The sequence below is a fragment of the Pseudomonas sp. GW821-FHT07F05 genome, assembly GCF_059418765.1.
The window spans coordinates 158,978-181,556 of sequence record NZ_JBWKQL010000002.1; the positions used below are offsets into that span (position 1 = coordinate 158,978).

24 protein-coding genes, 2 pseudogenes and 1 riboswitch are annotated in these 22,579 nt (G+C 61.4%); of the genes and pseudogenes, 12 read left to right on the top strand and 14 right to left on the bottom strand.

The annotated features are described in order from the left end of the window. Positions 1–7: 7 nt before the first annotated feature. The 3 genes from AC07RO_RS04915 to AC07RO_RS04925 all read right to left on the bottom strand — a co-directional run bounded on the left by AC07RO_RS04915 (position 8) and on the right by AC07RO_RS04925 (position 3,348). The gene (locus AC07RO_RS04915) at positions 8–1,009 is read right to left on the bottom strand and encodes an ABC transporter substrate-binding protein (protein WP_495085423.1); all 1,002 of its coding nucleotides are present in this window, start codon (positions 1,007–1,009) and stop codon (positions 8–10) included. A gap of 143 nt (positions 1,010–1,152) precedes the next feature. Beyond that, a riboswitch (cobalamin riboswitch) is annotated at positions 1,153–1,348 on the bottom strand. A 221-nt stretch (positions 1,349–1,569) separates the two neighbouring features. After that, positions 1,570–2,292 (bottom strand): aspartate/glutamate racemase family protein, encoded by a 723-nt coding sequence (locus AC07RO_RS04920; protein ID WP_495085424.1) that lies wholly within the window; start codon positions 2,290–2,292, stop codon positions 1,570–1,572. A 60-nt stretch (positions 2,293–2,352) separates the two neighbouring features. Then, positions 2,353–3,348, bottom strand: coding sequence for an aldo/keto reductase (locus AC07RO_RS04925; protein WP_192173987.1), 996 nt, complete (start codon positions 3,346–3,348; stop codon positions 2,353–2,355). Between the two features lie 383 nt (positions 3,349–3,731). Between AC07RO_RS04925 and AC07RO_RS04930 the strand changes: the two genes are divergently transcribed. Beyond that, entirely contained in the window at positions 3,732–4,289 is a 558-nt protein-coding gene (locus tag AC07RO_RS04930) for an ATP-dependent Clp protease proteolytic subunit (protein ID WP_237254443.1), read from the top strand. A 77-nt stretch (positions 4,290–4,366) separates the two neighbouring features. Further along, positions 4,367–4,531 carry a hypothetical protein gene (locus AC07RO_RS04935; protein ID WP_423571244.1) on the top strand — a complete coding sequence of 55 codons (165 nt, stop codon included), beginning with the start codon at positions 4,367–4,369 and terminating at the stop codon, positions 4,529–4,531. 118 nt (positions 4,532–4,649) lie between these two features. On the opposite strand, the gene AC07RO_RS04940 is transcribed toward AC07RO_RS04935, so the two are convergent. The 5 genes and pseudogenes from AC07RO_RS04940 to AC07RO_RS04960 all read right to left on the bottom strand — a co-directional run. Beyond that, complete coding sequence (locus tag AC07RO_RS04940) at positions 4,650–4,832, bottom strand: con-10 family general stress protein (RefSeq protein ID WP_282373580.1); 183 nt, start codon at positions 4,830–4,832, stop codon at positions 4,650–4,652. Positions 4,833–4,961: 129 nt separating this feature from the next. Further along, the gene (locus AC07RO_RS04945) at positions 4,962–5,711 is read right to left on the bottom strand and encodes an endonuclease/exonuclease/phosphatase family protein (protein ID WP_197984053.1); all 750 of its coding nucleotides are present in this window, start codon (positions 5,709–5,711) and stop codon (positions 4,962–4,964) included. Between the two features lie 268 nt (positions 5,712–5,979). Then, complete coding sequence (locus tag AC07RO_RS04950) at positions 5,980–7,206, bottom strand: MFS transporter (RefSeq protein ID WP_192173983.1); 1,227 nt, start codon at positions 7,204–7,206, stop codon at positions 5,980–5,982. Positions 7,207–7,527: 321 nt separating this feature from the next. Beyond that, positions 7,528–9,114 carry an ABC-F family ATPase gene (locus AC07RO_RS04955; RefSeq protein WP_133774936.1) on the bottom strand — a complete coding sequence of 529 codons (1,587 nt, stop codon included), beginning with the start codon at positions 9,112–9,114 and terminating at the stop codon, positions 7,528–7,530. Positions 9,115–9,161: 47 nt separating this feature from the next. Continuing rightward, positions 9,162–9,341, bottom strand: a pseudogene (locus AC07RO_RS04960) (hypothetical protein); the annotation flags it as partial. A 117-nt stretch (positions 9,342–9,458) separates the two neighbouring features. On the opposite strand from AC07RO_RS04960, the gene AC07RO_RS04965 reads away from it, so the two are divergent. After that, positions 9,459–10,076 (top strand): DcrB/PsbP domain-containing protein, encoded by a 618-nt coding sequence (locus tag AC07RO_RS04965; RefSeq protein ID WP_346630457.1) that lies wholly within the window; start codon positions 9,459–9,461, stop codon positions 10,074–10,076. A 120-nt stretch (positions 10,077–10,196) separates the two neighbouring features. Here AC07RO_RS04965 and AC07RO_RS04970 read toward each other — a convergent pair whose 3' ends face one another. From AC07RO_RS04970 to AC07RO_RS04985, 4 genes and pseudogenes are all read right to left on the bottom strand, one after another. Continuing rightward, the gene (locus AC07RO_RS04970) at positions 10,197–10,727 is read right to left on the bottom strand and encodes a GAF domain-containing protein (protein WP_495085425.1); all 531 of its coding nucleotides are present in this window, start codon (positions 10,725–10,727) and stop codon (positions 10,197–10,199) included. 150 nt (positions 10,728–10,877) lie between these two features. Beyond that, positions 10,878–11,327 carry a methyl-accepting chemotaxis protein gene (locus AC07RO_RS04975; RefSeq protein WP_423571583.1) on the bottom strand — a complete coding sequence of 150 codons (450 nt, stop codon included), beginning with the start codon at positions 11,325–11,327 and terminating at the stop codon, positions 10,878–10,880. An 84-nt stretch (positions 11,328–11,411) separates the two neighbouring features. Continuing rightward, positions 11,412–12,188 (bottom strand): annotated as a pseudogene (locus AC07RO_RS04980) (PAS domain-containing protein); the annotation flags it as partial. 230 nt (positions 12,189–12,418) lie between these two features. Beyond that, positions 12,419–12,787, bottom strand: coding sequence for an NUDIX hydrolase (locus tag AC07RO_RS04985; protein WP_192173979.1), 369 nt, complete (start codon positions 12,785–12,787; stop codon positions 12,419–12,421). A gap of 583 nt (positions 12,788–13,370) precedes the next feature. On the opposite strand from AC07RO_RS04985, the gene AC07RO_RS04990 reads away from it, so the two are divergent. From AC07RO_RS04990 to kdgK, 8 genes are all read left to right on the top strand, one after another. Continuing rightward, the gene (locus AC07RO_RS04990; RefSeq protein ID WP_192173978.1) at positions 13,371–14,219 is read left to right on the top strand and encodes a transporter substrate-binding protein; all 849 of its coding nucleotides are present in this window, start codon (positions 13,371–13,373) and stop codon (positions 14,217–14,219) included. A gap of 75 nt (positions 14,220–14,294) precedes the next feature. Further along, entirely contained in the window at positions 14,295–14,957 is a 663-nt protein-coding gene (locus AC07RO_RS04995; protein WP_282372237.1) for an amino acid ABC transporter permease, read from the top strand. Between the two features lie 12 nt (positions 14,958–14,969). Beyond that, positions 14,970–15,632: an amino acid ABC transporter permease gene (locus AC07RO_RS05000; RefSeq protein ID WP_282372235.1), complete on the top strand. Its 663-nt coding sequence runs from the start codon at positions 14,970–14,972 to the stop codon at positions 15,630–15,632. Then, a complete protein-coding gene (locus AC07RO_RS05005; RefSeq protein WP_495085426.1) occupies positions 15,629–16,420 on the top strand; it encodes an amino acid ABC transporter ATP-binding protein in 792 nt (263 codons plus the stop codon). The genes AC07RO_RS05000 and AC07RO_RS05005 overlap by 4 nt, the downstream gene beginning before the upstream one ends. Positions 16,421–16,444: 24 nt before the next feature. Next, complete coding sequence (locus tag AC07RO_RS05010; RefSeq protein WP_172611983.1) at positions 16,445–16,831, top strand: RidA family protein; 387 nt, start codon at positions 16,445–16,447, stop codon at positions 16,829–16,831. A gap of 103 nt (positions 16,832–16,934) precedes the next feature. Further along, positions 16,935–17,696, top strand: a complete 762-nt coding sequence (locus tag AC07RO_RS05015) for an IclR family transcriptional regulator (RefSeq protein WP_495085427.1) — start codon at positions 16,935–16,937, stop codon at positions 17,694–17,696. A gap of 45 nt (positions 17,697–17,741) precedes the next feature. Next, positions 17,742–18,947, top strand: coding sequence for an amino acid deaminase (locus AC07RO_RS05020; protein ID WP_495085428.1), 1,206 nt, complete (start codon positions 17,742–17,744; stop codon positions 18,945–18,947). A gap of 12 nt (positions 18,948–18,959) precedes the next feature. Continuing rightward, the gene (gene kdgK / locus AC07RO_RS05025; RefSeq protein WP_495085429.1) at positions 18,960–19,901 is read left to right on the top strand and encodes a 2-dehydro-3-deoxygluconokinase; all 942 of its coding nucleotides are present in this window, start codon (positions 18,960–18,962) and stop codon (positions 19,899–19,901) included. 89 nt (positions 19,902–19,990) lie between these two features. Here the strand turns inward: kdgK and AC07RO_RS05030 are convergent, their stop codons facing one another. After that, entirely contained in the window at positions 19,991–20,266 is a 276-nt protein-coding gene (locus AC07RO_RS05030; protein WP_037009819.1) for a peptidylprolyl isomerase, read from the bottom strand. Between the two features lie 211 nt (positions 20,267–20,477). Between AC07RO_RS05030 and AC07RO_RS05035 the strand changes: the two genes are divergently transcribed. Beyond that, complete coding sequence (locus AC07RO_RS05035; RefSeq protein ID WP_346630450.1) at positions 20,478–21,644, top strand: PilT/PilU family type 4a pilus ATPase; 1,167 nt, start codon at positions 20,478–20,480, stop codon at positions 21,642–21,644. Between the two features lie 155 nt (positions 21,645–21,799). Here AC07RO_RS05035 and AC07RO_RS05040 read toward each other — a convergent pair whose 3' ends face one another. Beyond that, a complete protein-coding gene (locus AC07RO_RS05040) occupies positions 21,800–22,570 on the bottom strand; it encodes a 3-hydroxybutyrate dehydrogenase (RefSeq protein WP_463581778.1) in 771 nt (256 codons plus the stop codon). Positions 22,571–22,579: the final 9 nt, after the last annotated feature.

A 22,579-nucleotide genomic window follows, 5' to 3' on the forward strand; every position in this document is an offset into this window, starting at 1 on the left:
AATGACGTCATTGCGGGTGAGTGGCCTGAGCCAGTTGTTCGATGCCGTCAAACAGCCGTACGCTGGACTCCATGGCGCTGGCGTCCATGATCACGATGCGATTGTTTTTCACCGCATCCATATTCCGTGTGACCGGGTCCGAGCGGAGGAAGGCCAGCTTCTTCTCGTGATCGTCGGCCGGGAAGCGGCGACGGTCCATGCGCGCGATGACCAGCACGGTCGGGTTGGCCTTGGCGATCGTTTCCCAGCCCACGGTCGGCCATTCCTCGTCGGAGTCGATGACGTTACGCATGCCGAGGGTGTCGAGCATGAAGTTGGGAATGCCCTTGCGTCCGGCCACGTACGGATCGACGTTGATGTCCGGGCTGGAAAACCAGAAGACCGCCGAGACGGGCGGGTTGGCATGGGCGTTCGCCTGCGCCACAGCCCGAGCCATTCGCGCCTGGTAATCCGCGATCAACTGCTCGCCACGGTCCTGCACGTCGAAAATCTGCGCCAGCTGCCGCAGGCTTTTGTACAGCGTGTCGATGCGGAAGGCTTCGAGGCGCGTGCCGTCGGCGCCGACCCGGTTGTTCTTGCCCTCGCAATCGGACGGCAGGATGTAGGTCGGGATGCCCAGGTCGCGGAACTGCTCGCGGGTGCCAACGGCGCCCTGGGGCCCGACCATCCACTCAAACTGCACCGGGACGAAATCCGGGCGTTTGCCGATCACCGATTCAAAACTCGGCGCGTTATCCGCGAGCCGAGCGATGCCGTCGTTGAGGGTTTTGTACTGGGGCAGGACGGGGTTAAACCATAGCGACGTGCCGATCACGTTCGGGCCCAGTCCGAGGGCATAGAGCATCTCGGTGGCCGCCTGGCCGATGGTCACGGCTTTCTGCGGGGCGTGGGTGAAGGTCAGCGCTTGGCCGCAGTTGTCCACGGTCAAGGGGTAAATCGTCGACGCCGCGAGGGCGGCAGTGGGCAAGGTCAGGGTGACGAGCAGGGCAGCGAGGCGGCGCAGCGGCATGAACAGCGATCTCCAGATAGCCTGAATGCTTGGCGAAGCAGGCGCTGGAAAGTCCATCCCGACAGACGCCCCGGAAAAAAGGGCGGGCTCATGGTGCGCGCACGGCACGCGAACGGGAGTCCTTCCCCGGACACCCCGCCGGTGAATGAATATGCTGGCCGGCAGGTCTCCTGACTGACGCTTCATCGCCGTGCTTCGGCCTTCCCGGGGTCACCCAGTGGCAAACAGGAAGCAGGGCTCAGCGCCTACAGTTGCGGGGACAGTTCCCTTTCAGCGCGCAGCACGCGCCTGGGGATTCCCTATTAATTCCGAGCGGAAACCGGCGGCGGGGATACTAAACGATTCGGTGGGGAGAGGCGAATGCAGCGACAGTGTGCCGGAGATGTATTGACACCTCGCAGTAACTGGACGGACGCAACACCTGTGGGAGTGAGCTTGCTCACGAAGAGGCCAGCACATCCGCTAAATCTTCTGCGGCTGGAATGCAGTCTTCGCGAGCGAGCTCGCTCCCACAAGGTATGTGTTTGCAGCGCCATCGGCGTGAGCTCAACACCACCGGCTTAGAGCTTAAACGGCCAACCGACAATCTTCTTCGGCCGAGGCGTCGCATAGGTCCGCACTTTCGAGGTCTTCAACCCCAGACGCACCAGTGATTCTGCCAGTGCCACCGCTGCGGTCACGCCCTCCACCACCGGCACGCCGGCGCGGTCACGGATGAGTTGATCCAGCCCGGCCATGCCGCCGCAGCCCAGGCAAATCACCTCGGCCTTGTCCCGATTCACCGCTTCCATGGCCTGCTCAACGATCGCCTCGACCGCACGCTCCGGCGATGCCTCCAGCTCCAGCACGCTCATGCCACTGGCCCGCACCGACGCGCAGCGTTCGTACACGCCGGCCAGTTTCAGGCGATCCTCGATCAGCGGCACGGTGCGGTCCAGCGTGGTGACCACCGCGTATTTATGCCCCAGCAGCATCGCCAGGCTGGCCGCCGCTTCGGTGATGTCCACCACCGGCACCTCGAGCAATTCCTGCAAACCCTCGCGGCCATGTTCGCCGTAACCGGCCTGAATCACGGCGTCATAGGGCCCTTCGTAGGACATCACCCGGTCCATCACCGCGATGGCCGCCAGGTAGCTTTCGAAATTGCCTTCCACCGACTCGGCGCCGAAGCGCGGGGTCAGGCCGATGATCTCGGTGCCAGGCGAGGCCACGCTGCGGGCCTGCTCGGCGATGGTCTCGGTCATCGATTCGGTGGTGTTGACGTTGACGATCAGAATTCGCATGGACAGATCTCGCGCAGAAAACAAGGCCGGGCGTCTGGCCCGGCGTCGTTGCCCACGATATCAGTCTTTCATCGGCACGGGCGCCTGCAGGGCGATGAAGCCCTGATCGCGCATGGCCTGCCAGAAACCGTCAGGCACCTGTGCGTTAAGCGCGGTGACGTCCTCGATGATCCGCGAAGGGCGGCTGGCACCCGGAATCACCGCCGCCACCAGGGGGTTGGCAAGGACAAATTGCAGCGCTGCCGATTTAATGTCGACCTGGTACTGACGGGCGATCTCCTGAATGTGCGCCACCTTGTCGAGCATCGCTGGCGACGCTTCCTGGTACTCGAAATGCTTGCCGCCCACCAACACGCCGGAGCTGTAAGGCCCGCCGACGACGAATTCGGCGTTGTGCTGACGGGCCTTGTCGAACAGCCGTTGCAGCGGTTGGTCGTGATCGAGCAGCGAATAGCGGCCGGCGAGCAGGAAACCATCGGGCTGGGCTTCTTCCAGGTCCAGCGTCAGTTCGCACGGCTCGACGCGATTGACGCCCAAGCCCCAGGCCTTGATCACGCCTTCTTCACGCAGGCGGGTGAGGGCGCGGAAAGCGCCAGTGCGGGCGATATTGAAATGCTCGATCCAGGCATCGCCGTGGGCGTCCTGCGCCACATCGTGGACAAACACGATATCCAGACGATCAGTGTTCAACCGCTCCAGGCTCGCTTCAATGGAACGCAGCGTGGCGTCGGCGGAATAATCGGTGACGATCTTGTTTTTCAGGCCTTCGGCGAACGGGCCGCTGCGGGTCTCGGTGTCGATCTCGTCGGAAATCAGCCGGCCGACTTTGGTGCTTAGGGTGTATTGGTCCCGGGGGACGCCGGCGAGGGCCTTGCCCAGGCGCTGCTCGGACAAGCCGGCGCCGTAGATGGGCGCCGTGTCGAAATAGCGAATGCCCTGGTCCCAGGCGGATTGAACGGTGGCCGCTGCTTCCTCCTCGTCGATGGTGCGGAACATGTTGCCCAGCGGTGCGGAGCCGAAGCCGAGGCGGCCGATGATCTTGTCGTGCAGACTCATGGAAGGTGTCCTGTGCGGTGGGGCGTGTTGGATGGCGCGCGGTTCATGGCCCGGATCGAGCACGATGAAACCGGCGAAGCTTCTTTACTGACTGTTGATTGCCGCAGGGGTTCTTCGGAATGCGCGGCGGTGGACTTTCACATGCTCGGCGAGCGGCTATCCTCATCCCATGCGACTTTAGCCACGAGTGCGAATTTCAACATTTCAGATAGATCCGTCGACGGCACAGATTTGAGGATTGCCCATAGCCTGTATTTGCGGAGTGGCGTCCGACGCCTTCCCGGCTGAAGCCGGTCCTACGAAGGCGCCGGGATTCTTGGTAGGACCGGCTTCAGCCGGGAAGAGGCCCGTGAGTACGCCATCCATGACCAGCGAGGCCGCCGATGAGCGAGCACATCATTCATTTCCACTGCGGGGTCGATCAGGCCAGCACCGAGCATTTTCGGGATCGCTGCCTCGAAGCCCTCGGCAAGGGCGCGACCGGATTGCTGCTGAATCTGTCGACCGCCGGCGGCAGCACCGCACTGGGATTCACCCTCTACAACTTCCTGAAATCCCTGAAAGTGCCGATCCGCGCGTTGAACAGCGGCAACATCGAATCCATGGGCATCGTGATCTACCTGGCGGCTCAGGAGCGGATCGTCTGTCCCCACTCGCGATTTCTGATCCACCCCATGAGCTGGTACTTCAATCAGAGCTCGGTAGACCACTCACGCATGCGCGAATACCTGCGCAGCCTGGACAACGACCTGCAGCGCTACGTGAACATCTATCAGAGCGAAACCGTGAGCGCGGTGCACCCGCTGGACATAGGGCGCTGCCTGTCAGCGGAGGAGAAGGTGATCCGCGCTGAAGACTCCCTGGCGTGCGGCATTGCCCATCGTGTCGAGCAATTGCAGTTTGCCGAAGACGCCGTGCACTGGACCGTCAGCGCCAGCTAAGCTCGATCCATTGAACCCGGTCGTTGTCGAGCCCTCTGACTCTATTATTGGCCACATTGAAACGAGAGGTGACTGCCATGCAATCCCATACACCTGACGCTGCACCCGTTCCGCCGCGCCCCGCTCCTCAGCCGGGTGATGAAGAGACAGGATTTGACGCCGACATGGATCCGGGCAACGAAGACCCGGGTTCCCAGCTTGATCGGGACGCAACGGTGCCGCTGATCGATCCGGATAAATGAGGGGGAGGGTGCCGCTGACACGTGTGCTTGCTATGAGGCGTACATTGCTTTTTTGACTGATGCTCAAACAAAAGAGCGAGAGCCTTGGCCCTCGCTCGCTTCACTCAGCCGCACGTCGTTACGACTTGCCGCCTGAGCCGCCTTTCTTGCCGGTGCCGCTCGCGCCTGCACCCGATTCTTTCTTCATATCGCTTCCGGCATTGCCGCTGCCTGAAGCCTGTCCGCCTTTCTTGCCGGCTTCGGACGCTTTCTCTTTATCGTTCGCAAAATTGCCAGGGTTCGACTTTCCGGTGTTAGCCATGATCGCAGACCTCTTGTTATTGAGAAGGCGAGACAGGTGCCTCGCCTTAACTGTGAGGGGGCGTTCACGCAATCGTTTAACCCGTCGACTCGCTGGCAGACCAACGGCGGTGACGAGTGATGCCCGCTGTTACATGTGCACTTCGACGGTCAGCGGCAGGTGATCGGACAGATGCGTCCATGGCCGCGTGCCGAGGATTTTTGGTTGGTGGCTGGTGGCGTTGCGCAGGTAGATCCGGTCCAGGCGCAGCATCGGGAAGCGCGCCGGGTACGTTTTCGCCAGCCGGCCCTGACTGCGCTCGAAAGCTTCATGCAGGTAGCCGCAGCGCTGCAGGCGCTTGTTGCCCTGGAGCTGCCAGTCGTTGAAGTCGCCGGCGATCACCACCGGTGCGTCCTCGGGCAGGGAGTCGAGCAGATCGCAAAGCAGATTGAGCTGCAACTGGCGGTGGCTTTCCAGCAGGCTGAGGTGCACGCAAATCGCATGGACCTCGGCGTGCCCTGGCACTTGCAGCACGCAGTGCAACAAGCCGCGGCGCTCCGGCCCGGTGATCGAGATGTCCAGATTGCGGTAATGCAGGATCGGATATTTGGACAGCAGCGCGTTGCCGTGGTGGCCATCGGGGTAGACCGCGTTGCGGCCGTAGGCGAAGTCCGTCCACATACTGTCGGCGAGAAATTCGTAGTGCGGCGTGTCGGGCCAGTCTTCGTACTTGGCGGCGTGGCGGTCATGGCCGCCGAGGACTTCCTGGAGAAACACCAGGTCGGCACCGGTGCTGCGCACGGCTTCACGCAACTCCGGCAGGATGAAACGCCGGTTCAGTGCGGTGAAGCCCTTGTGGGTGTTCACGGTCAGCACGCGCAGTTTGTGGACTTCGCGCAACGTGGCCGGGTCCGGAGGGGTAGCGTTCGAGCCAGCGGGATCGGGGGTCACGCCCTCACTCCTGTTCGGGGGATGTGCTATTCGGACCGGGACGCGAGGCGGCAGTTCAGCTTTTAGGTGGGACGGGCTGTGGCCGGGGGATTTCAACAGCCAGTGAGCGCTGTTGCAGAGTCGCCGGCCTCTTCCCGGCTGACGCCGGCCCTACTGAACCAACGCGGGCTCTCTGTGGGACCGGCTTCAGCCGGGAAGCTTTGAGGCGCTGCGCTCGCTACACCCGCGTGTCGACCGGCGCCCTGCGCGACAGCACCACGGCCAGCGTCAACGCCGCCACCGACAACAACGCCGCGAAGAAGAAAATCCAGCCGTAGCCCATGCCCAGCGCCACCGCGCCCATCAGTGGTCCGGCAATGGCCAGGGCCAGGTCGAAAAACACCGCGTAGGCGCTGAGCCCCGCGCCACGACTGCTGTTGGGCACCTGCTTGATGGCTTCCACGCCCAGTGCCGGGTACACCAGCGACAAACCAAAACCGGTCAGCCCCGCGCCGATCAGGGCGAAAGTGGTGTCGGGTGCCAGCCACAACAGCAAAAGCCCCAGGGTTTCCACCGAGATGCAGACGATCGCCGAGCGAAAGCCGCCGAAGCGGTTGATCGCATTGATGAACAGCAACCGCGCCAGGATGAAGCAGACGCCGAACACGGTCAGGCACCAGGCCGCGCCTTCCCAGCCACGGGCCAGGTAAAACAGGGTGATGAACGTGGTCAGTGTGCCGTAGCCGATAGAGGACAGGGTCAGGCTCAGGCCGAACGGCGCCACCCGGCCGAACACCGAGAAGAACGGCAGGCGCTCGCCGCGCACCACGGGGATCGCCGGCTTGTTGCGGATCAACAACAGTGCCCCGGCGGCCAGCACGAACAGCACCACGCCCAGGCTGGCAAAGCCCAGCGCGCCGACCATCACCACCCCCAGCGGCGCGCCGATCGCAATGGCGCCGTAGGACGCGATGCCGTTCCAGGAGATCGAGCGGGCGGTGTGCTCCGAACCGACCTGGCCGATGCACCAGCTGATGGTGCCGACGCCGATCAAGCCCTGGGACGCACCGAGGAACAGGCGAGCGATGATCAGGATGGTCAGACTGACTCCGGCGAAACGCTCCAGAAGGATTGCTGCCAACGTCAGCACGCCGCTCAACGCGATGCCCGACAGCCCGTAAACAATGGCGCGCTTGGTGCCGATGGTGTCGCAAATGCGTCCGGCCACCGGACGACTCAACAGCGTCGCCAGGTACTGCGCGCCGATCACCAGCCCCGCGATGACGGCGCTGAAACCCAGTTGGTTGTGCACGTAGCCAGGCATCACCGCGATCGGCAGGCCGATGCACAGGAAGGCGATGAAGGTGTAGACGACGATGGAGACGATTTGCAGCGTGATCGCCATCGAACTGGCGTCATGGGTGGGGGAATGGGCAGGCGCATCGGGCGGCAGGGCGGCAGACATGGGGACTCTTCGCTGGAGCGGTGGGAGTGCCGCATCATCGCCCGTGGTGTCAGGAAATGAAAGCTGGCTAACGGTTTTTCTCCGCAATCAGAGGACACCCGGACTCGCCCTTTCCCGGCTGAAGCCGGTCCTGCGAGTGTTTGCATTTGCCTTCGTAGGACCGGCTTTAGCCGGGAAAGCGTCGGATGTCACACCGCAGGATCGGGGGCGCCTGGCCTGGCGTCTTCCCGGCTGAAGCCGGTCCCACTGTCACAAAAAAGCCCCGTCACGATGGACGGGGCTTCTTGTTTTCAGCATGGCTCTGTCAGTGCATGACCCTGATCAGAACGCGACGCCCTGGCTGCGCAGGTAATCGTCGTAGGTGCCGCTGAAGTCGGTCACGCCACTTGGGCTCAACTCGATGATGCGGGTGGCGAGGGACGAGACGAACTCGCGGTCGTGGCTGACGAAGATCAGCGTGCCCGGGTAGTTCTCCAGCGCCAGGTTCAGCGCCTCGATCGACTCCATGTCCAGGTGGTTGGTCGGTTCGTCCATGATCAGCACGTTCGGCTTCTGCAGGATCAGCTTGCCGAACAGCATGCGGCCTTGCTCACCACCGGAAATCACCTTGACCGACTTGAGGATCTCGTCGTTGGAGAACAGCATCCGGCCCAGGGTGCCACGAATGACTTGCTCACCTTGAGTCCATTGCCCCATCCAGTCGAACAGGGTGACATCGTCTTCGAAGTCGTGGGCGTGGTCCTGGGCGTAGTAACCCAGCTCCGCCGCATCGGTCCACTTGATCGTGCCGGCATCCGGGGTCAGCTCATTGACCAGGGTGCGCAGCAGGGTGGTTTTACCGATACCGTTCGGGCCGATGATCGCAACGCGCTCGCCGGCTTCAACCTGGAAGCTGAAGTTCTTGAACAGCGGCTTGCCGTCGAAGCCTTTGGCCATTTGGTCAATGATGACCGCCTGACGGTGCAGCTTCTTGTTCTGATCGAAGCGGATGAACGGGCTGACGCGGCTCGACGGTTTGACCTCGGCCAGCTGGATCTTGTCGATCGCCTTGGCGCGGGACGTGGCCTGCTTGGCTTTCGAGGCGTTGGCCGAGAAGCGGCTGACGAACGACTGCAGCTCGGAAATCTGGGCTTTCTTCTTGGCGTTGTCCGACAGCAACTGCTCGCGGGACTGGGTCGCCACGGTCATGTACTCGTCGTAGTTGCCCGGGAACAGGCGCAGCTCGCCGTAATCCAGGTCAGCCATGTGGGTGCACACGCTGTTGAGGAAGTGACGGTCGTGAGAAATGATGATCATCAGGCTGGAGCGCTGGGTCAGGATGTTTTCCAGCCAGCGAATGGTGTTTATGTCCAGGTGGTTGGTCGGTTCGTCGAGCAACAGCACTTCAGGATCGGAGAACAGCGCCTGGGCCAGCAACACGCGCAGCTTCCAGCCCGGCGACACTTCGCTCATCGGCCCGTTGTGCTGCTCGATGCCAATGCCCAGACCGAGCAACAGCTCACCGGCACGGGATTCGGCGGTGTAGCCGTCCATTTCAGCGAATTCGGTTTCCAGCTCGGCGACGGCCATGCCGTCTTCTTCGGTCATTTCCGGCAGCGAGTAGATGCGATCGCGCTCGGCCTTGACCTTCCACAGCTCTTCGTGACCCATGATCACGGTGTCGATGACGGTGAAGTCTTCGTAGGCGAACTGGTCCTGGCGCAATTTACCCAGACGCACGTTCGGCTCAAGCATCACCTGGCCGCCAGACGGCTCCAGATCGCCGCCGAGGATCTTCATGAAGGTGGACTTGCCACAGCCATTGGCGCCGATGAGGCCATAGCGATTGCCACCGCCGAATTTGACCGAAACGTTCTCGAACAGCGGCTTGGCGCCAAACTGCATGGTGATGTTAGCTGTGGAAATCAATTACCTTACCTATCAATGGGTTGCGGGTTGCTAGATGTGACCTTGGGTCAATCCTGGGGCATTTCTGAGTTTTCCATTTCCCCCCAATCACCGCTGGAGCAGAGCCAGCGCGCATATGTCGAGAGCAGCATCTGGACGGGGCGTCCGAGCTGTTGGGCGATAAAGGAGGGATTCGTTCCAGACATTGCGCGTAGTGTCGCATAAGTATGACGACAGTTGTATGGCGGACTCTGGAACAAATGTCTGAAGGACCTGTCAGCTGAATGCGTAAAGGTGGCTCTACGCTGGGCTCTGTACTGGCTAGAGTCGCTTGAATCTCCCTGTGATCATTTCTGGAATCGATTATGTTGAATAAATGGAATTTGCCTGCCGTGACGAACCGATCGCTAAAAAAAGGCGCGCTGAATCTCACATTGAGCCTGGCCGTGTCAATGACCGTTGGCGTCACGGCCGCTCTGGCCGCCTCACCGCCAGAGGCGCAGAGCAGTTACACCGCCCAGCAGGCCTCGATGTTAGGGGGCAAGCTTTCAGTCAACGTACCGGCGGGGTTTGTCAAAGATCCTGCGCCAATCGACCCTAGAGCGACTGCCATGGGCATGACCGGCGCCAACTACCTCAACAAAGCAGAAAAAAGCGTGCTGATCACCGGGCAGGTTCCCCTTGCGACAGCCGTCGATTCCGACAACGACGAAACCGCCTTGAACGGTCTACTGACCGGCACGGCGCTGCAGCAACGTACCGATTACCAAAACTATAAAAAACTTGGGGAAAAAAGCATCGTTAAAGCCAGTGGGTTGGGCTTGCGTCAGCTCGATGCCTCTTTCAGTGCGGGTGGTAAGCCGATGCTCGCGACTACCGTGGCCGCTGCCTCTGGTACACAGTCCGCAGTCGTAACAGTGATTACCAACGCGGACAACCCGAAAGGCCACTCTGCACTTGTGAAGACTGTTACCGGCGAGTGAGTAAAAGCTATCGCTGGCGCTCAGGCACTACGACGCCACGTCACCGATGAGGTGACGTGGCCTGATGAAGGTGGCTAAGCGTGAGCGGCCCTGACGCCGCTCCCGAATTGCATCACCTGATCAAGCGTGCTCGACCTGCGTCCTGACCTTGTTCACCGTGGAGTAATGGGAGAACACGATGCAGCCGATCAGTCGGGAGAACAGCCCAAGGGTTTCGACGAGGTCGGGGTTCTCGAAGGTGCTGGCCCTGGAGTCGAGCAGGCACAGCGCGCCGAAGAGTTGGCCGTCGGGCAGGGAGATCGGTACGCCGATGTAGCTTTCGATGGCGTAACGCTTGACCACCGGGCGACCCGCATAGTGCTCGCTTTTGCTGATGCTGGGGATGATCAGCGCCTTCGGGTTTTCGATCAGCTCGTTACACAGTGTTGATTCCAGCTCCAGGACTTCGCCTTCCTGGATACCGATGTGAATCTCGTCATAGACCGCGCAGGCGACCCACTCGGCATCGGTGAACTTGGCGATGCCCGCAAAGCGCATGCCGGTCAGCCGGGTCACGAGTCTGAGGATGTTCGTCGTGGCCTCAACCTCGGCGATCGCCGAACGCTCGGCAATGGTCAGCAAATCCGGGCAGAGCAGGGAATCCAAAGCCATTGTCGGCTCCATATCGATGTGTAGTGGCGTACCGGCCGGGGCATGTACGTCGCGCAGATTAGCATCTTGTGCTGCACCCGTATCCTCCCCCTCGGCTCTCTGCGACCATTTGCCATGGGGCCGATCGTCGAAAAGATGCAGCCGAGGCCGTCAGAGCTGGTGGGTAAACCGCTGCACCGCCCCCACGACCTGCCGCGCGCCCTCCTGAATTTCCACGATCACGCTGCCCGCCTGGTTGGCCAGCGACAGGCCCTGTTCGGCCTGAACCCGCGTGCTGCCCATGTCCTTGACCACGTCATCCACCAGTTTCTGGTTCTGTTGCACCACCGCGACAATTTCCTCGGTGGCCGTGCTGGTGCGCCCGGCCAACTGACGCACTTCATCCGCCACGACGGCAAAGCCACGCCCTTGTTCACCGGCGCGGGCCGCTTCGATGGCGGCATTGAGGGCCAGCAAGTTGGTCTGCTGGGCGATGCCACCGATGGTTTGCACGATGGTGCTGATCAGCAGCGATTGCTTGCCCAGCGCTTCCATGCCATGGGAGGCGGAAAGCATCTGGTCGGCAATGCCGTTCATGGTTTCCACAGTGTTGTTGATCACCGCTGCTCCACGCTGGGCCGAGACATCGGTGCGCTGGGAGATTTCGAAGGCAGTGCCCGCCGCGACGCTGATTTCCGCTTCGCGATGTACCTGATCAGTAATGACAGTGGCGAATTTCACCACTTTGTAAAGTTTGCCCTGGGTGTCGTGGACCGGGTTGTACGTCGCTTCCAGCCAGACTTCATCGCCACGGCTGTTCAAGCGTTTGAACCGGTCTGCTACAAACTCACCGTTGTTCAGGCGTTTCCAGAACGCTTTGTAGTCTTCGGTGGCGGCGAATTTCGGATCACAGAACAGGCTGTGGTGCTTGCCGAGAATCTGATCCTGGCTGTAGCCCATTTCCTGGAGGAAGGACTGGTTAGCCTTCAGCACGTGGCCGCCGAGGTCGAATTCGATGACCGCTGTCGACCGCAGCAGGGCGTTGATGAACGACTCGTTTTCCCGGGCCTTGTTGACTTCGGCGGTGACGTTGGTGGCCAGGCATTTGAAGGCGACGAGGCGACCTTGCTCATCTTTCAACGGCGACCAGGTGGCGTGCAGCCAGATCAGCGAACCGCCTTTGCTGACGAAGCGGTAGTCGTCGGTCACTGCCGTGCCGCTGGTGGCTGCGGCCTTGAAGTTGCGAAAGCATGGCATGGTCGCCACGTAGGAAGGGATAAATGCCGCCATGGGGTTGCCGACCAGTTCATCGTGGGAGTAACCGATTGCTGCGCAGAACTTGCTGTTGGCGTCCGTGATGCGCAGGTCGGAATCCACCGTCAGCGACAGCATCTCCTGCATGAGGGCGTCATGAAAATTTTTGAGCGTGACCAGCTCCGAGCTTAGTGTGGCCACCTGCTTTTTGACTTTGGAATTAAACATCTGCCGCTCCTTGGATATCCTCTGCTTGATGTCGGCGTTCGTATGCCGAAATTAAGCCCGGTCGTCAGAATGTGTATAGATCATGCGTGGATAAAAGGAGGGCGCTGACAAGGAATTCCGGACAAGAAAAAGCCCGCGATGGGGGGTGCGGGCTTAAAGTCAGTCTTGGAGGAGCAATTGAAGACTACCGCCCTCAATGTGAAAAACCTGTGAACACCTCTCAACAACAGTTAATAAATAGCGTTGGTCAGAAAAGCTTTCACGATGGACTTCGCAGAAGGCCTGACTTTCTGGCTGCCCAGCTCTTCAGTGGTAAACCACTTGCAGTCGGCAATTTCATTGTGGGGGGCAGGGGTGGCGATCATCGTCACCGACACTTCGAACACGTGATGCAACACAGTGCCGCCTTCAAACCGGGTGATGTACGCCAGGTCTTCCAGGATCAGTCCGGTCTCTTCACGTAGTTCTCGGGCAGCCGCCTGCGCGGGCGATTCATCGGCTTCGACCTTGCCGCCCGGCAGGTTCCAGCGGGCTTTGGATTTGCGCACGTAGAGGATCTGATTGTCCCTGCGGCAAATGACTGTGGCTCGTTCTTTCATTGGCGTTCCTCCACCGTACAACCCGTAAAAGCGCCTGCCGTCCGTGCATGTTCACGCGGTTGTCATAAAAGCTTCATAAAGACGTTTGAAGCAGTAACGGTGCCAATGTTCCCTTGACCTCCACATAAATCGGCCGGTCACAGCAAAACCATAGCTGGAGTGGGGGGAGTTTGTCGTCAACCCGCCCGGCGGCGTGTTGTAGCGGCCTGGGCTGGACCCAGCACAGCCCAAAGTGCCACTACTGAGGTGGCGCGATGCTTAGGGGTCACACCAAGGCGATCGTGCCCTTGGCGCGATGAACGGTCGGCGGAGGTAACACGTGATGCGCGTTTCTGGCGCGGGGCGCACACCGATGGGGCCCAATGCTCACTGCGTGGGGTGATCCGTAGCGCTGAATTCTCTCGGCCCGCGCAAGGTTTCGATCTGCACCCGCCTGCCTCTGCACCCATGTGATTGAAAACACCGGTGATTCTTGCGCCTTCTTCTAGCGCCCAGGTCTGTGGCACACTTTCTGCTGTCTATTCCGTTGTGGCAAACAGTGTTCCGCTATAGCGGAATAAATACAACCGGCGGAGTTTCTCTCATGTGGCGCGGATCCCTTTCTTTGAAAGCTTGTGCACTGGCCCTGATAACAGCAGCGACGTTTGCGACGACGGCGTACGCCGCTGACAGCAAGCTCGACAGCGTTCTGCAACGTGGCCATCTGATCGTGGGTACGGGGAGCACCAATGCCCCTTGGCACTTCCAGGGTGCAGACGGCAAGTTGCAGGGTTTTGATATCGACATCGCGCGGATCGTCGCCAAGGGCCTGTTCAATGACCCGAGCAAAGTCGAGTTCGTCGTGCAGTCTTCCGACGCGCGTATCCCGAACCTGCTGACCGACAAAGTCGACATGAGCTGCCAGTTCATCACGGTCACCGCCAGCCGCGCCCAGCAGGTGGCCTTCACCCTGCCTTACTACCGCGAAGGCGTCGCGCTGCTGCTGCCGACCAACAGCAAGTACAAGGAAATCGATGACCTGAAAGGCGCCGGCGATGGCGTCACCGTTGCCGTGCTGCAGAACGTCTATGCCGAAGAGCTGGTGCATCAGGCGCTGCCCAAGGCGAAGGTTGATCAGTACGACAGCGTCGATCTGATGTACCAGGCCATCAACTCCGGTCGTGCCGATGCGGCGGCCACCGATCAGTCGTCGGTGAAATACCTGATGGTGCAGAACCCCGGTCGCTATCGTTCGCCCGCGTTCGCCTGGAGCCCGCAGACCTACGCCTGCGCCGTGAAGCGTGGTGATCAGGACTGGCTGAACTTCGTCAACACCGCCCTGCATGAAGCGATGACCGGGGTTGAATTCCCGATGTATGCCGAGTCGTTCAAGAAGTGGTTCGGCGTGGACCTGCCGACCCCTGCGATCGGTTTCCCGATGGAATACAAATAACCCGCGCCGCTTGCGTCGCCCACTGAAGCGGGCGAGGACGGCCGTGGTGCCGTCCCGCCCCAGGTACTGCTGACCATGAATTATCAGCTGAATTTTGCAGCGGTCTGGCGGGATTTCCCCAGTCTGCTGGCGGGGCTGGGGCTCGGCCTGGAACTGGCCCTGATCTCCATCGCCATCGGGTGCGTGATCGGCATGATGGCCGCGTTTGCGATGCTGTCGCGCTATCGGGCCCTGCGCATCGTGGCGTCGGTTTACGTCACCGTGGTGCGCAACACGCCGATTCTGGTGCTGATCCTGTTGATCTACTTCGCCTTGCCCGGGCTCGGTATTCGTCTGGACAAGATCCCGTCGTTCATCATCACCCTGTCGCTGTATGCCGGGGCGTACCTGACCGAGGTGTTCCGTGCAGGGCTGCTGAGCATTCACAAGGGCCAGCGCGAAGCAGGGCTGGCGATCGGCCTCGGCGAATGGCAGGTGCGTGCGTACATTGTGGTCCCGGTGATGCTGCGCAATGTGCTGCCGGCACTGTCGAACAACTTCATTTCGCTGTTCAAGGACACGTCCCTGGCCGCCGCCATCGCGGTGCCGGAACTGACCTATTACGCGCGCAAGATCAACGTCGAGAGCTACCGGGTGATTGAAACCTGGCTGGTGACCACGGCGCTGTACGTCGCGGCCTGTTACCTCATAGCCATGCTGCTGCGTTACCTCGAGCAGCGTCTGGCGATTCGCCGCTAGGAGGCCCGGACCATGTACGAACAACCCAGTTGGTTGCATGAATTGTGGATTGCCCGCGAGGCGTTGTGGGCAGGGTTTCTCACCAGCGTGCAGTGCGCGGGACTGGCGATCGTGTTCGGGACGGTGATCGGCGTGTTCGCCGGGCTGATCCTGACCTACGGGAAATGGTGGGCGCGCCTGCCGTTTCGCGCCTACGTCGATCTGATTCGCGGCACGCCCGTGTTTGTCCTGGTGCTGGCCTGCTTCTACATGGCGCCGGCGCTGGGCTGGCAGATCGGCGCGTTCCAGGCTGGTGCGCTGGGGCTGACGCTGTTTTGCGGCTCCCATGTCGCCGAGATCGTGCGCGGTGCCTTGCAGGCCATCCCGCGCGGGCAACTGGAAGCCGGCAAGGCCATCGGCCTGACGTTCGGTCAGTCCCTCAGTTATGTGCTGTTGCCTCAAGCGCTGCGGCAGATATTGCCGACCTGGGTCAATTCGTCGACGGAGATCGTCAAGGCCTCGACCCTGCTCTCGGTGATAGGCGTGGCCGAGCTGCTGCTCAGCACCCAGCAGGTCATCGCGCGCAACTTCATGACCCTCGAGTTTTACCTGTTCGCCGGCTTTCTCTTCTTCGTCATCAACTACGCCATCGAGCTTCTTGGGCGGCAAATCGAAAAACGGGTGGCCTTGCCATGACACAGACTCAAACCGCACCTGCCGCCCCGGCTCTGTTGAGCATCGAAGGGCTGCACAAATCCTATGGCCAGGTTGAAGTGCTCAAGGGCGTCGACCTGAAGATGAACAAAGGCAACGTGGTGACGCTGATCGGCTCCAGCGGCTCGGGCAAAACCACGCTGCTGCGTTGCGTCAATCTGCTGGAAGAATTTCAGGGCGGGCACATTCGTCTCGAAGGTCAGGACATCGGCTACAGCGACGTCAGTGGCAAGCGCGTGCGTCATCCGGAAAAACTCATCGCGCAGCACCGGGCGATGACCGGCATGGCGTTTCAGCAGTTCAACCTGTTCCCGCACTTGACCGCGCTGCAGAACGTTACCCTCGGCCTGCTCAAAGTAAAAAAGCTGCCCAAGGACCAGGCCGTTGCGCTGGCCGAAAAGTGGCTGGAACGCGTCGGCCTGCTGGAGCGGCGCAATCACTTTCCCGGCCAGTTGTCCGGCGGTCAGCAGCAGCGCGTGGCGATTGCCCGCGCCATTGCCATGAACCCGAGCCTGATGCTGTTCGACGAGGTTACGTCGGCGCTGGACCCGGAGCTGGTGGGCGAAGTGCTCAGCGTGATCAAGGGCCTGGCGGAAGAGGGCATGACCATGCTGCTGGTGACCCACGAGATGCGCTTCGCCTACGAGGTGTCCGATCAGATCGTGTTCATGAACCAGGGCCGCATCGAAGAACAGGGCCCGCCCAAGGCATTATTCGAACAACCCAAGTCAGCGCGTCTGGCTGAATTCCTCAAGAACATTCGTTTTTAAGACGCTCAATCAAAGGAGATTTTCATGAGCATTACTCGTTACGGTGCCGGCAGTACCGCAGGTGGCGGCCAGCCACGTCCATTCGCCCGCGCCGTCGAAGCCGATGGCTGGCTGCATGTGTCGGGGCAGGTGCCGGCCGAAAACGGTGAGATCATCAACGGCGGGATCGTCGAGCAGACCCATAAAACCATGCAGAACCTGGTGGCCATCCTGACCGAGGCCGGTTACGGCCTGGAAGACGTGGTGCGCGTCGGCGTGTGGCTGGAAGACCCCCGTGATTTCTGGAGTTTCAACAAGGTCTTCGGCGAGTATTTTTCCCCGGAGCATGCCCCGGCCCGCGCCTGCGTGCAGGCCAACATGATGGTCGACTGCAAGGTCGAGATCGATTGCATTGCCTATAAGCGCAAGTGAGGCGAGCGGCAAGCTGCAAGCCGCAAGTCGATACAGCGGTGATCGAACGCTTGCCGCTTGAAGCTTGCCGCTTGAAACTTCCTTCTAGTCTGGAGCTGCTCTTATGACCGAAGACATCAAACGCCGGGCCCGTGGTTTAGACCGAGCGTTCGATATTCTCGATTTTCTCAGGGAAACCGGCACGCCGATGCGGCCCAACGAGATCGCCAGTGGCATCGGCAGCCCGAAATCGACGGTGTATGAGCTGGTCAGTTCGCTGCTGGAGCGGCGCGTCCTCGAGACCGTCGGCAAGGACGGCCACGTGTACCTGGGTCGGCAGCTGTATTTCCTTGGGCAGGCGCATTTGCGTCACTTCGACTTCACCCGCGAGGCCGAAGTCAGCTTGGGTGAGATCGTCGAGCAGACCCGGGAAACCGCGCAGATGTGCCTGCTCAACGGCCGCAAATACACCGTCGCGCTGATGAAAGAAGGCGCGCGGCATTTTCGTATTTCGTCGGACATCGGCGAGGACGCGCCGATCCCGTGGACCGCCTCGGGGCGGCTGCTGCTCGGGCACCTCACCGATCAGGCGATCATCGACCTGATCGACGACGAGGACTTCATCCTTCCGGACGGCAAGCGCCTGCAGATCGAGACGTTTCTCGCCGAGATCCGCAAGGCCCACGACGACGGCTTCTTTTCCTTCGACAGCATCGCCGACACCTTCACCCATTGCTTCGCCGCGCCGGTGCGGGACAAACAGGGCATCTGCATCGCGACCCTTTGCATTGTCGCCCCGCGCGCCGACGCCACCGCCCATTACGATCATTACCGGCGCGTGCTGATTGACAGCGCCAACGGTCTGGCCCGGCGCGTCATCGAATAGCGTCGGCCTTACGTACACTCGAACAAAAAATTCAGGAGAACAGAGATGAGCATTGCCGCGATTGAAAAAGGCGCCACGCAACCTGGCGACCACCTGGTGCGCGACGTCAGCCTGCCCGCGCTGGTGATCCACGACACGGCGCTGGAGCACAACCTGCGCTGGATGCAGAGGTTCGTCAGCGACAGCGGCGCCGAGCTCGCGCCCCACGGCAAGACCAGCATGGTCCCGGCGCTGTTCCTGCGGCAGTTGCAGCACGGCGCGTGGGGCATGACCCTCGCCACGGCGGTGCAGACCCGCGCGGCCTACGCCCATGGCGTGCGTCGCGTGCTGATGGCCAACCAGCTGGTCGGCGCGCCGAACATGGCGATCATCGCCGAGATGCTCACTGACTCCATGTTCGACTTTCACTGCATGGTCGATCACCCGGACAACGTCAAGGCGCTGGGCGAGTTCTTCGCCGCCAGGGGCCTGAACTTGAATGTGATGATCGAGTACGGCGTGGTCGGTGGGCGCTGCGGTTGCCGCAGTGAAGCCGAGGTCATGGCCCTGGCCGACGCCATCGCCGCGCAACCGGCGCTGAAGCTGACCGGCATCGAAGGCTACGAAGGCGTGATCCATGGCGACCAGGCCGTGAGCGGCATTCGCGCGTTCGCCACGTCGCTGGTGCGGCTGGCCGTGACGCTGCAGGACAAGGGCGCGTTTGCGCTGGATCGCCCGATCGTCACGGCGTCGGGGTCGGCCTGGTACGACCTGATCGCCGAAGAATTCGACAAACAGCAGGTGCGCGAGCGTGTCCTGAGCGTGTTGCGCCCCGGCAGTTACGTGGTCCACGACCACGGCATTTACAAAGACGCGCAGTGCTGCGTGCTCGATCGACGTCACGACCTGAGCGAGGGCTTGCAGCCAGCGATGGAAGTCTGGGCCCATGTGCAATCGATGCCGGAGCCGGGTTTTGCGGTGATCGCCATGGGCAAACGCGACGTGGCGTTCGATGCCGGCATGCCCAACCCGATCAAACGCTATGCGCCGGGGGCGGTGCCGGCGATTGGCGAGGACGTCAGCGCCTGCAAAGTCACTGCTGTGATGGACCAGCACGCGTTCATGACCGTCGCGCCCGATTGCGAATTGAAAGTGGGCGATATCATTTCGTTCGGCACCTCTCACCCGTGCCTGACCTTTGACAAATGGCGCACGGGTTGCCTGGTGGGTGATGATCTGTGCGTCATCGAATCCTTCGATACCTGCTTCTGACAGGAGTCTGCGATGAGTGAAATGGTCAGTCACAGCTATCCGCGCGTCGCGCTGATCGGCGAATGCATGATCGAGTTGCAACAGCACGCCAACGGCACGCTCAAGCAGAGCTTCGGCGGAGACACGCTGAACACCGCGGTGTACCTGTCGCGCCTGCTGGGTTCGGCGGCGCAGGTGGATTACGTCACGGCGCTGGGCGACGACAGTTTCAGCGACGCCATGTGCCAGGTCTGGAAGGATGAGGGCATTGGTCTGAGTCGGGTACAGCGTCTGCCGGGGAGGCTGCCGGGGTTGTATTGCATCCAGACCGACGCCAGCGGCGAGCGGCGTTTTCTCTACTGGCGCAACGAGGCGGCGGTGCGCGAATGCTTCACCACGCCGGCGGCCGAGCCGGTGCTGGCCGCGCTGCCGGATTACGACGTGCTGTATTTCAGCGGCATCACCCTGGCGGTGCTGGGTGAAACGGGCAGGGCGCGGCTGCTCTCGACCCTTGGCGATGCCCGAGACCGAGGGGCGAGGGTGGTGTTCGACAACAATTACCGCCCGCGCTTGTGGCGCAGCGTCGAGCAGGCGCGGCAGGCGTATCGCGCAGTCATGCACGAAGTCGATCTGGCGCTGCTGACCGAGGAGGATGAGCAGGCGCTGTTCGACTACAGCGACGGCGAGGAGATTCTGCAGACCTACCGGGCCATGGGTGTCAGTGAGGTGGTGGTCAAGCGCGGGGCGCAGAGCTGTCTGGTCAGCGTCGATGACCGGCGTTATGAAGTGCCTGCGCATGCCGTGCAGAAAGTCATCGACACCACGGCGGCGGGGGATTCATTCAGCGCCGCGTATCTGGCTCGGCGTTTGCGCGGCGGGGGTCCAAAAGATGCGGCCAACGCCGGGCATCAGTTGGCGAGCCTGGTGATTCAGCACCCGGGCGCTTTGATACCGCGCAGCGTGATGCCGGTCTGAGGCAGGCCGCTGGGTTCGCGCACTCTGTGGGACCGGCTTCAGCCGGGAAGGGGCCAGTCTGATCACCACAAAATTGCAGAGACAGCCCCTCAATCCCGATAAAACACCTGCACCAGGTGATACCCGAATTTGCTTTTGACCGGACCATGCACGGTCCGCAGCGGCTTTTTGAAAATCACCTGGTCAATCGCGCCGACCATCTGGCCCGGCCGCACCTCACCCAGATCGCCGCCGCGCTTGCCGCTCGGGCACGTCGAATACTTCTTCGCCAGCACGTCGAACGCCTCGCCCTTGGCAATGCGCTGCTTCAGTTGCTCGGCTTCTTCAGCGGTCTTGACCAGAATGTGGCGGGCTTGGGCTTTCATGATGGTCCGGACGTCTCGATAAAAAAGCCGCGCATTATGCCTTTGCTGCGCGATTTCGGGTAATTTCCCACACCTTGACCGGACGAACGTGTGAATCGGCACTGAGACACGCCTGACATGGCCAGTTAAACAGGCCGAACGTTGAAACCGGCCGAAGGTCGACACACTGTAGGCCTGCAGTCTCCTCAAACCTCATGTGCGGTGTTGCCTTATGGATTTTCCGGCGTTGTTGAAGGTGCTTGCCACCCAGGATGGATCGGACCTTTACCTGTCCACGGGCGCGCCCCCTTGCGCCAAGTTCAACGGCGTGCTCAAGCCGCTGGGCACGGAAGCGTTCAAACCCGGCGACGTCGGCCTGATCGCCAACGGCATCATGGACGCCGAGCAGCGCGTGGATTTCGAACGGGATCTGGAAATGAACCTGGCGTTTTCCCTGTCCGGCGTCGGGCGTTTCCGGATCAATATCTTCAAGCAGCGCAATGAAGTGTCGATCGTGGCGCGCAACATCAAGCTCGACATCCCTAAATTCGAAGACCTGCACCTGCCGCCGATCCTGCTCGATGTGATCATGGAGAAGCACGGCCTGGTGCTCTTTGTCGGCGCCACCGGTTCGGGTAAATCGACCTCGCTGGCCGCGCTGATCGATCACCGCAACCGCCACGCCAGCGGCCACATCATCACCATCGAAGACCCGGTGGAGTTCATTCACAAACACAAGCGCTCGATCATCAACCAGCGTGAAGTGGGGGTCGACACGCGTAGCTTTCATGCGGCGCTGAAGAACACCCTGCGTCAGGCGCCGGACGTGATCCTGATCGGCGAAATCCGCGACCGCGAGACCATGGAGCACGCGCTGGCATTTGCCGACACCGGCCACCTGGCGATCTCGACGCTGCACGCCAACAACGCCAACCAGGCGCTGGACCGCATTATCAATTTCTTCCCCGAAGAGCGCCGCCCGCAGTTACTCCATGACCTGGGCAACAACCTCAAGGCGTTCGTCTCCCAGCGACTGGTCAAGACCACCGACGGTAAGCGCCGTGCGGCAGTGGAGGTGATGCTCGGCACGCCGACGATTCGCGACCTCATCCACCGCAACGAGCTGACCGAGCTCAAGGGCATCATGGAGAAATCCACCAACCTCGGCATGCAAACCTTCGACAACGCGCTGTATGACTTGGCGGTGGAGGGTGCGATCACGGAAGACGAGGCCCTGAAGAATGCGGATTCCGCCAACAACGTGCGCCTGCGGTTGAAGTTGCACAGCGAAGACGGACCATCCACCATCGCCACCGCGCCGCGCGCGCCCCAGCCTGCTGCGCAGGTGAATGTGAAGGATTGGGGGCTGGTGGATGAGCGGGACGAGCCGGGGAGTTGAGGTTTCCTCGTCGATGATTCTGCGGTGTCATCACCGATGCGTACCCTTGTAGGTCCGGCTTCAGCCGGGAATGGGCCGGTTTGAGCAACACACCTTTAGAGGTGCAGCGACCGACGCTTTCCCGGCTAAAGCCAGTCCTACTGGGCTTGCCCTGTCTACCGCGCCAGCCACCCGCCATCGATATTCCACGCCGCGCCACGCACCTGCGCGCCCGCTTCGCTGCAGAGAAACAACGTCAACTCCCCCAGCTGCGAAGGGGTCACGAATTCCAGCGACGGCTGCTTCTCCGCCAGCAGGTCATGCTTCGCCTGTTCCAGGTCACCGGTCTGCGCAGCGCGATCATCGATCTGCTTCTGCACCAGTGGCGTCAGCACCCACCCGGGGCAGATGGCGTTGCAGGTGACATTGCTTGCAGCGGTTTCCAGCCCGACCACCTTGGTCAACCCGATGACGCCGTGCTTGGCTGCCACGTACGCCGCCTTGCCCGTCGAACCCACCAGGCCATGCACCGACGCAATGTTCACGATTCGCCCCCAGCCCTTGGCGCGCATGCCCGGCAGGCACAACCGCGTGCTGTGAAACACCGACGACAGGTTGATGGCAATGATCTTGTCCCAGCTCTCCACCGGGAAATCCTCCACCGCATCGACGTGCTGAATCCCTGCGTTGTTGACCAGGATGTCGACGCCGCCAAACTCACGCTCGGCGTAGGCAATCATGTCGGCGATCTGCGCGACATCGCTGACGTCCGCCGGGTGGTGGCCGACTTTCCCGCCGTACTGCTTGACCTGGTCGATCACCGCCGACGCATCGCCGAAGCCATTGAGCACCAGATTTGCGCCAGCCTTGGCCAGCGTCAGCGCGATGCCCAGGCCGATGCCGCTGGTGGAGCCGGTGACCAGTGCGGTTTTGCCTTGCAGACTCATGTTCAATTC

Bases quoted from the DNA above. Each gene is read 5' to 3' on its own strand.
- AC07RO_RS05015 (WP_495085427.1), top strand. From the start codon at position 16,935: ATGACCGAAGACATCAAACGCCGGGCCCGTGGTTTAGACCGAGCGTTC.
- AC07RO_RS04950 (WP_192173983.1), bottom strand. From the start codon at position 7,206: ATGTCTGCCGCCCTGCCGCCCGATGCGCCTGCCCATTCCCCCACCCAT.
- AC07RO_RS05020 (WP_495085428.1), top strand. From the start codon at position 17,742: ATGAGCATTGCCGCGATTGAAAAAGGCGCCACGCAACCTGGCGACCAC.
- AC07RO_RS04935 (WP_423571244.1), top strand. From the start codon at position 4,367: ATGCAATCCCATACACCTGACGCTGCACCCGTTCCGCCGCGCCCCGCT.
- AC07RO_RS05030 (WP_037009819.1), bottom strand. From the start codon at position 20,266: ATGAAAGCCCAAGCCCGCCACATTCTGGTCAAGACCGCTGAAGAAGCC.
- AC07RO_RS04985 (WP_192173979.1), bottom strand. From the start codon at position 12,787: ATGAAAGAACGAGCCACAGTCATTTGCCGCAGGGACAATCAGATCCTC.
- AC07RO_RS05005 (WP_495085426.1), top strand. From the start codon at position 15,629: ATGACACAGACTCAAACCGCACCTGCCGCCCCGGCTCTGTTGAGCATC.
- AC07RO_RS04970 (WP_495085425.1), bottom strand. From the start codon at position 10,727: ATGGCTTTGGATTCCCTGCTCTGCCCGGATTTGCTGACCATTGCCGAG.
- AC07RO_RS04965 (WP_346630457.1), top strand. From the start codon at position 9,459: ATGTTGAATAAATGGAATTTGCCTGCCGTGACGAACCGATCGCTAAAA.
- AC07RO_RS04930 (WP_237254443.1), top strand. From the start codon at position 3,732: ATGAGCGAGCACATCATTCATTTCCACTGCGGGGTCGATCAGGCCAGC.
- AC07RO_RS04925 (WP_192173987.1), bottom strand. From the start codon at position 3,348: ATGAGTCTGCACGACAAGATCATCGGCCGCCTCGGCTTCGGCTCCGCA.
- AC07RO_RS05000 (WP_282372235.1), top strand. From the start codon at position 14,970: ATGTACGAACAACCCAGTTGGTTGCATGAATTGTGGATTGCCCGCGAG.
- AC07RO_RS04990 (WP_192173978.1), top strand. From the start codon at position 13,371: ATGTGGCGCGGATCCCTTTCTTTGAAAGCTTGTGCACTGGCCCTGATA.
- AC07RO_RS04995 (WP_282372237.1), top strand. From the start codon at position 14,295: ATGAATTATCAGCTGAATTTTGCAGCGGTCTGGCGGGATTTCCCCAGT.
- AC07RO_RS05040 (WP_463581778.1), bottom strand. From the start codon at position 22,570: ATGAGTCTGCAAGGCAAAACCGCACTGGTCACCGGCTCCACCAGCGGC.
- AC07RO_RS04920 (WP_495085424.1), bottom strand. From the start codon at position 2,292: ATGCGAATTCTGATCGTCAACGTCAACACCACCGAATCGATGACCGAG.
- AC07RO_RS05035 (WP_346630450.1), top strand. From the start codon at position 20,478: ATGGATTTTCCGGCGTTGTTGAAGGTGCTTGCCACCCAGGATGGATCG.
- kdgK (WP_495085429.1), top strand. From the start codon at position 18,960: ATGAGTGAAATGGTCAGTCACAGCTATCCGCGCGTCGCGCTGATCGGC.
- AC07RO_RS04940 (WP_282373580.1), bottom strand. From the start codon at position 4,832: ATGGCTAACACCGGAAAGTCGAACCCTGGCAATTTTGCGAACGATAAA.
- AC07RO_RS05010 (WP_172611983.1), top strand. From the start codon at position 16,445: ATGAGCATTACTCGTTACGGTGCCGGCAGTACCGCAGGTGGCGGCCAG.
- AC07RO_RS04915 (WP_495085423.1), bottom strand. From the start codon at position 1,009: ATGCCGCTGCGCCGCCTCGCTGCCCTGCTCGTCACCCTGACCTTGCCC.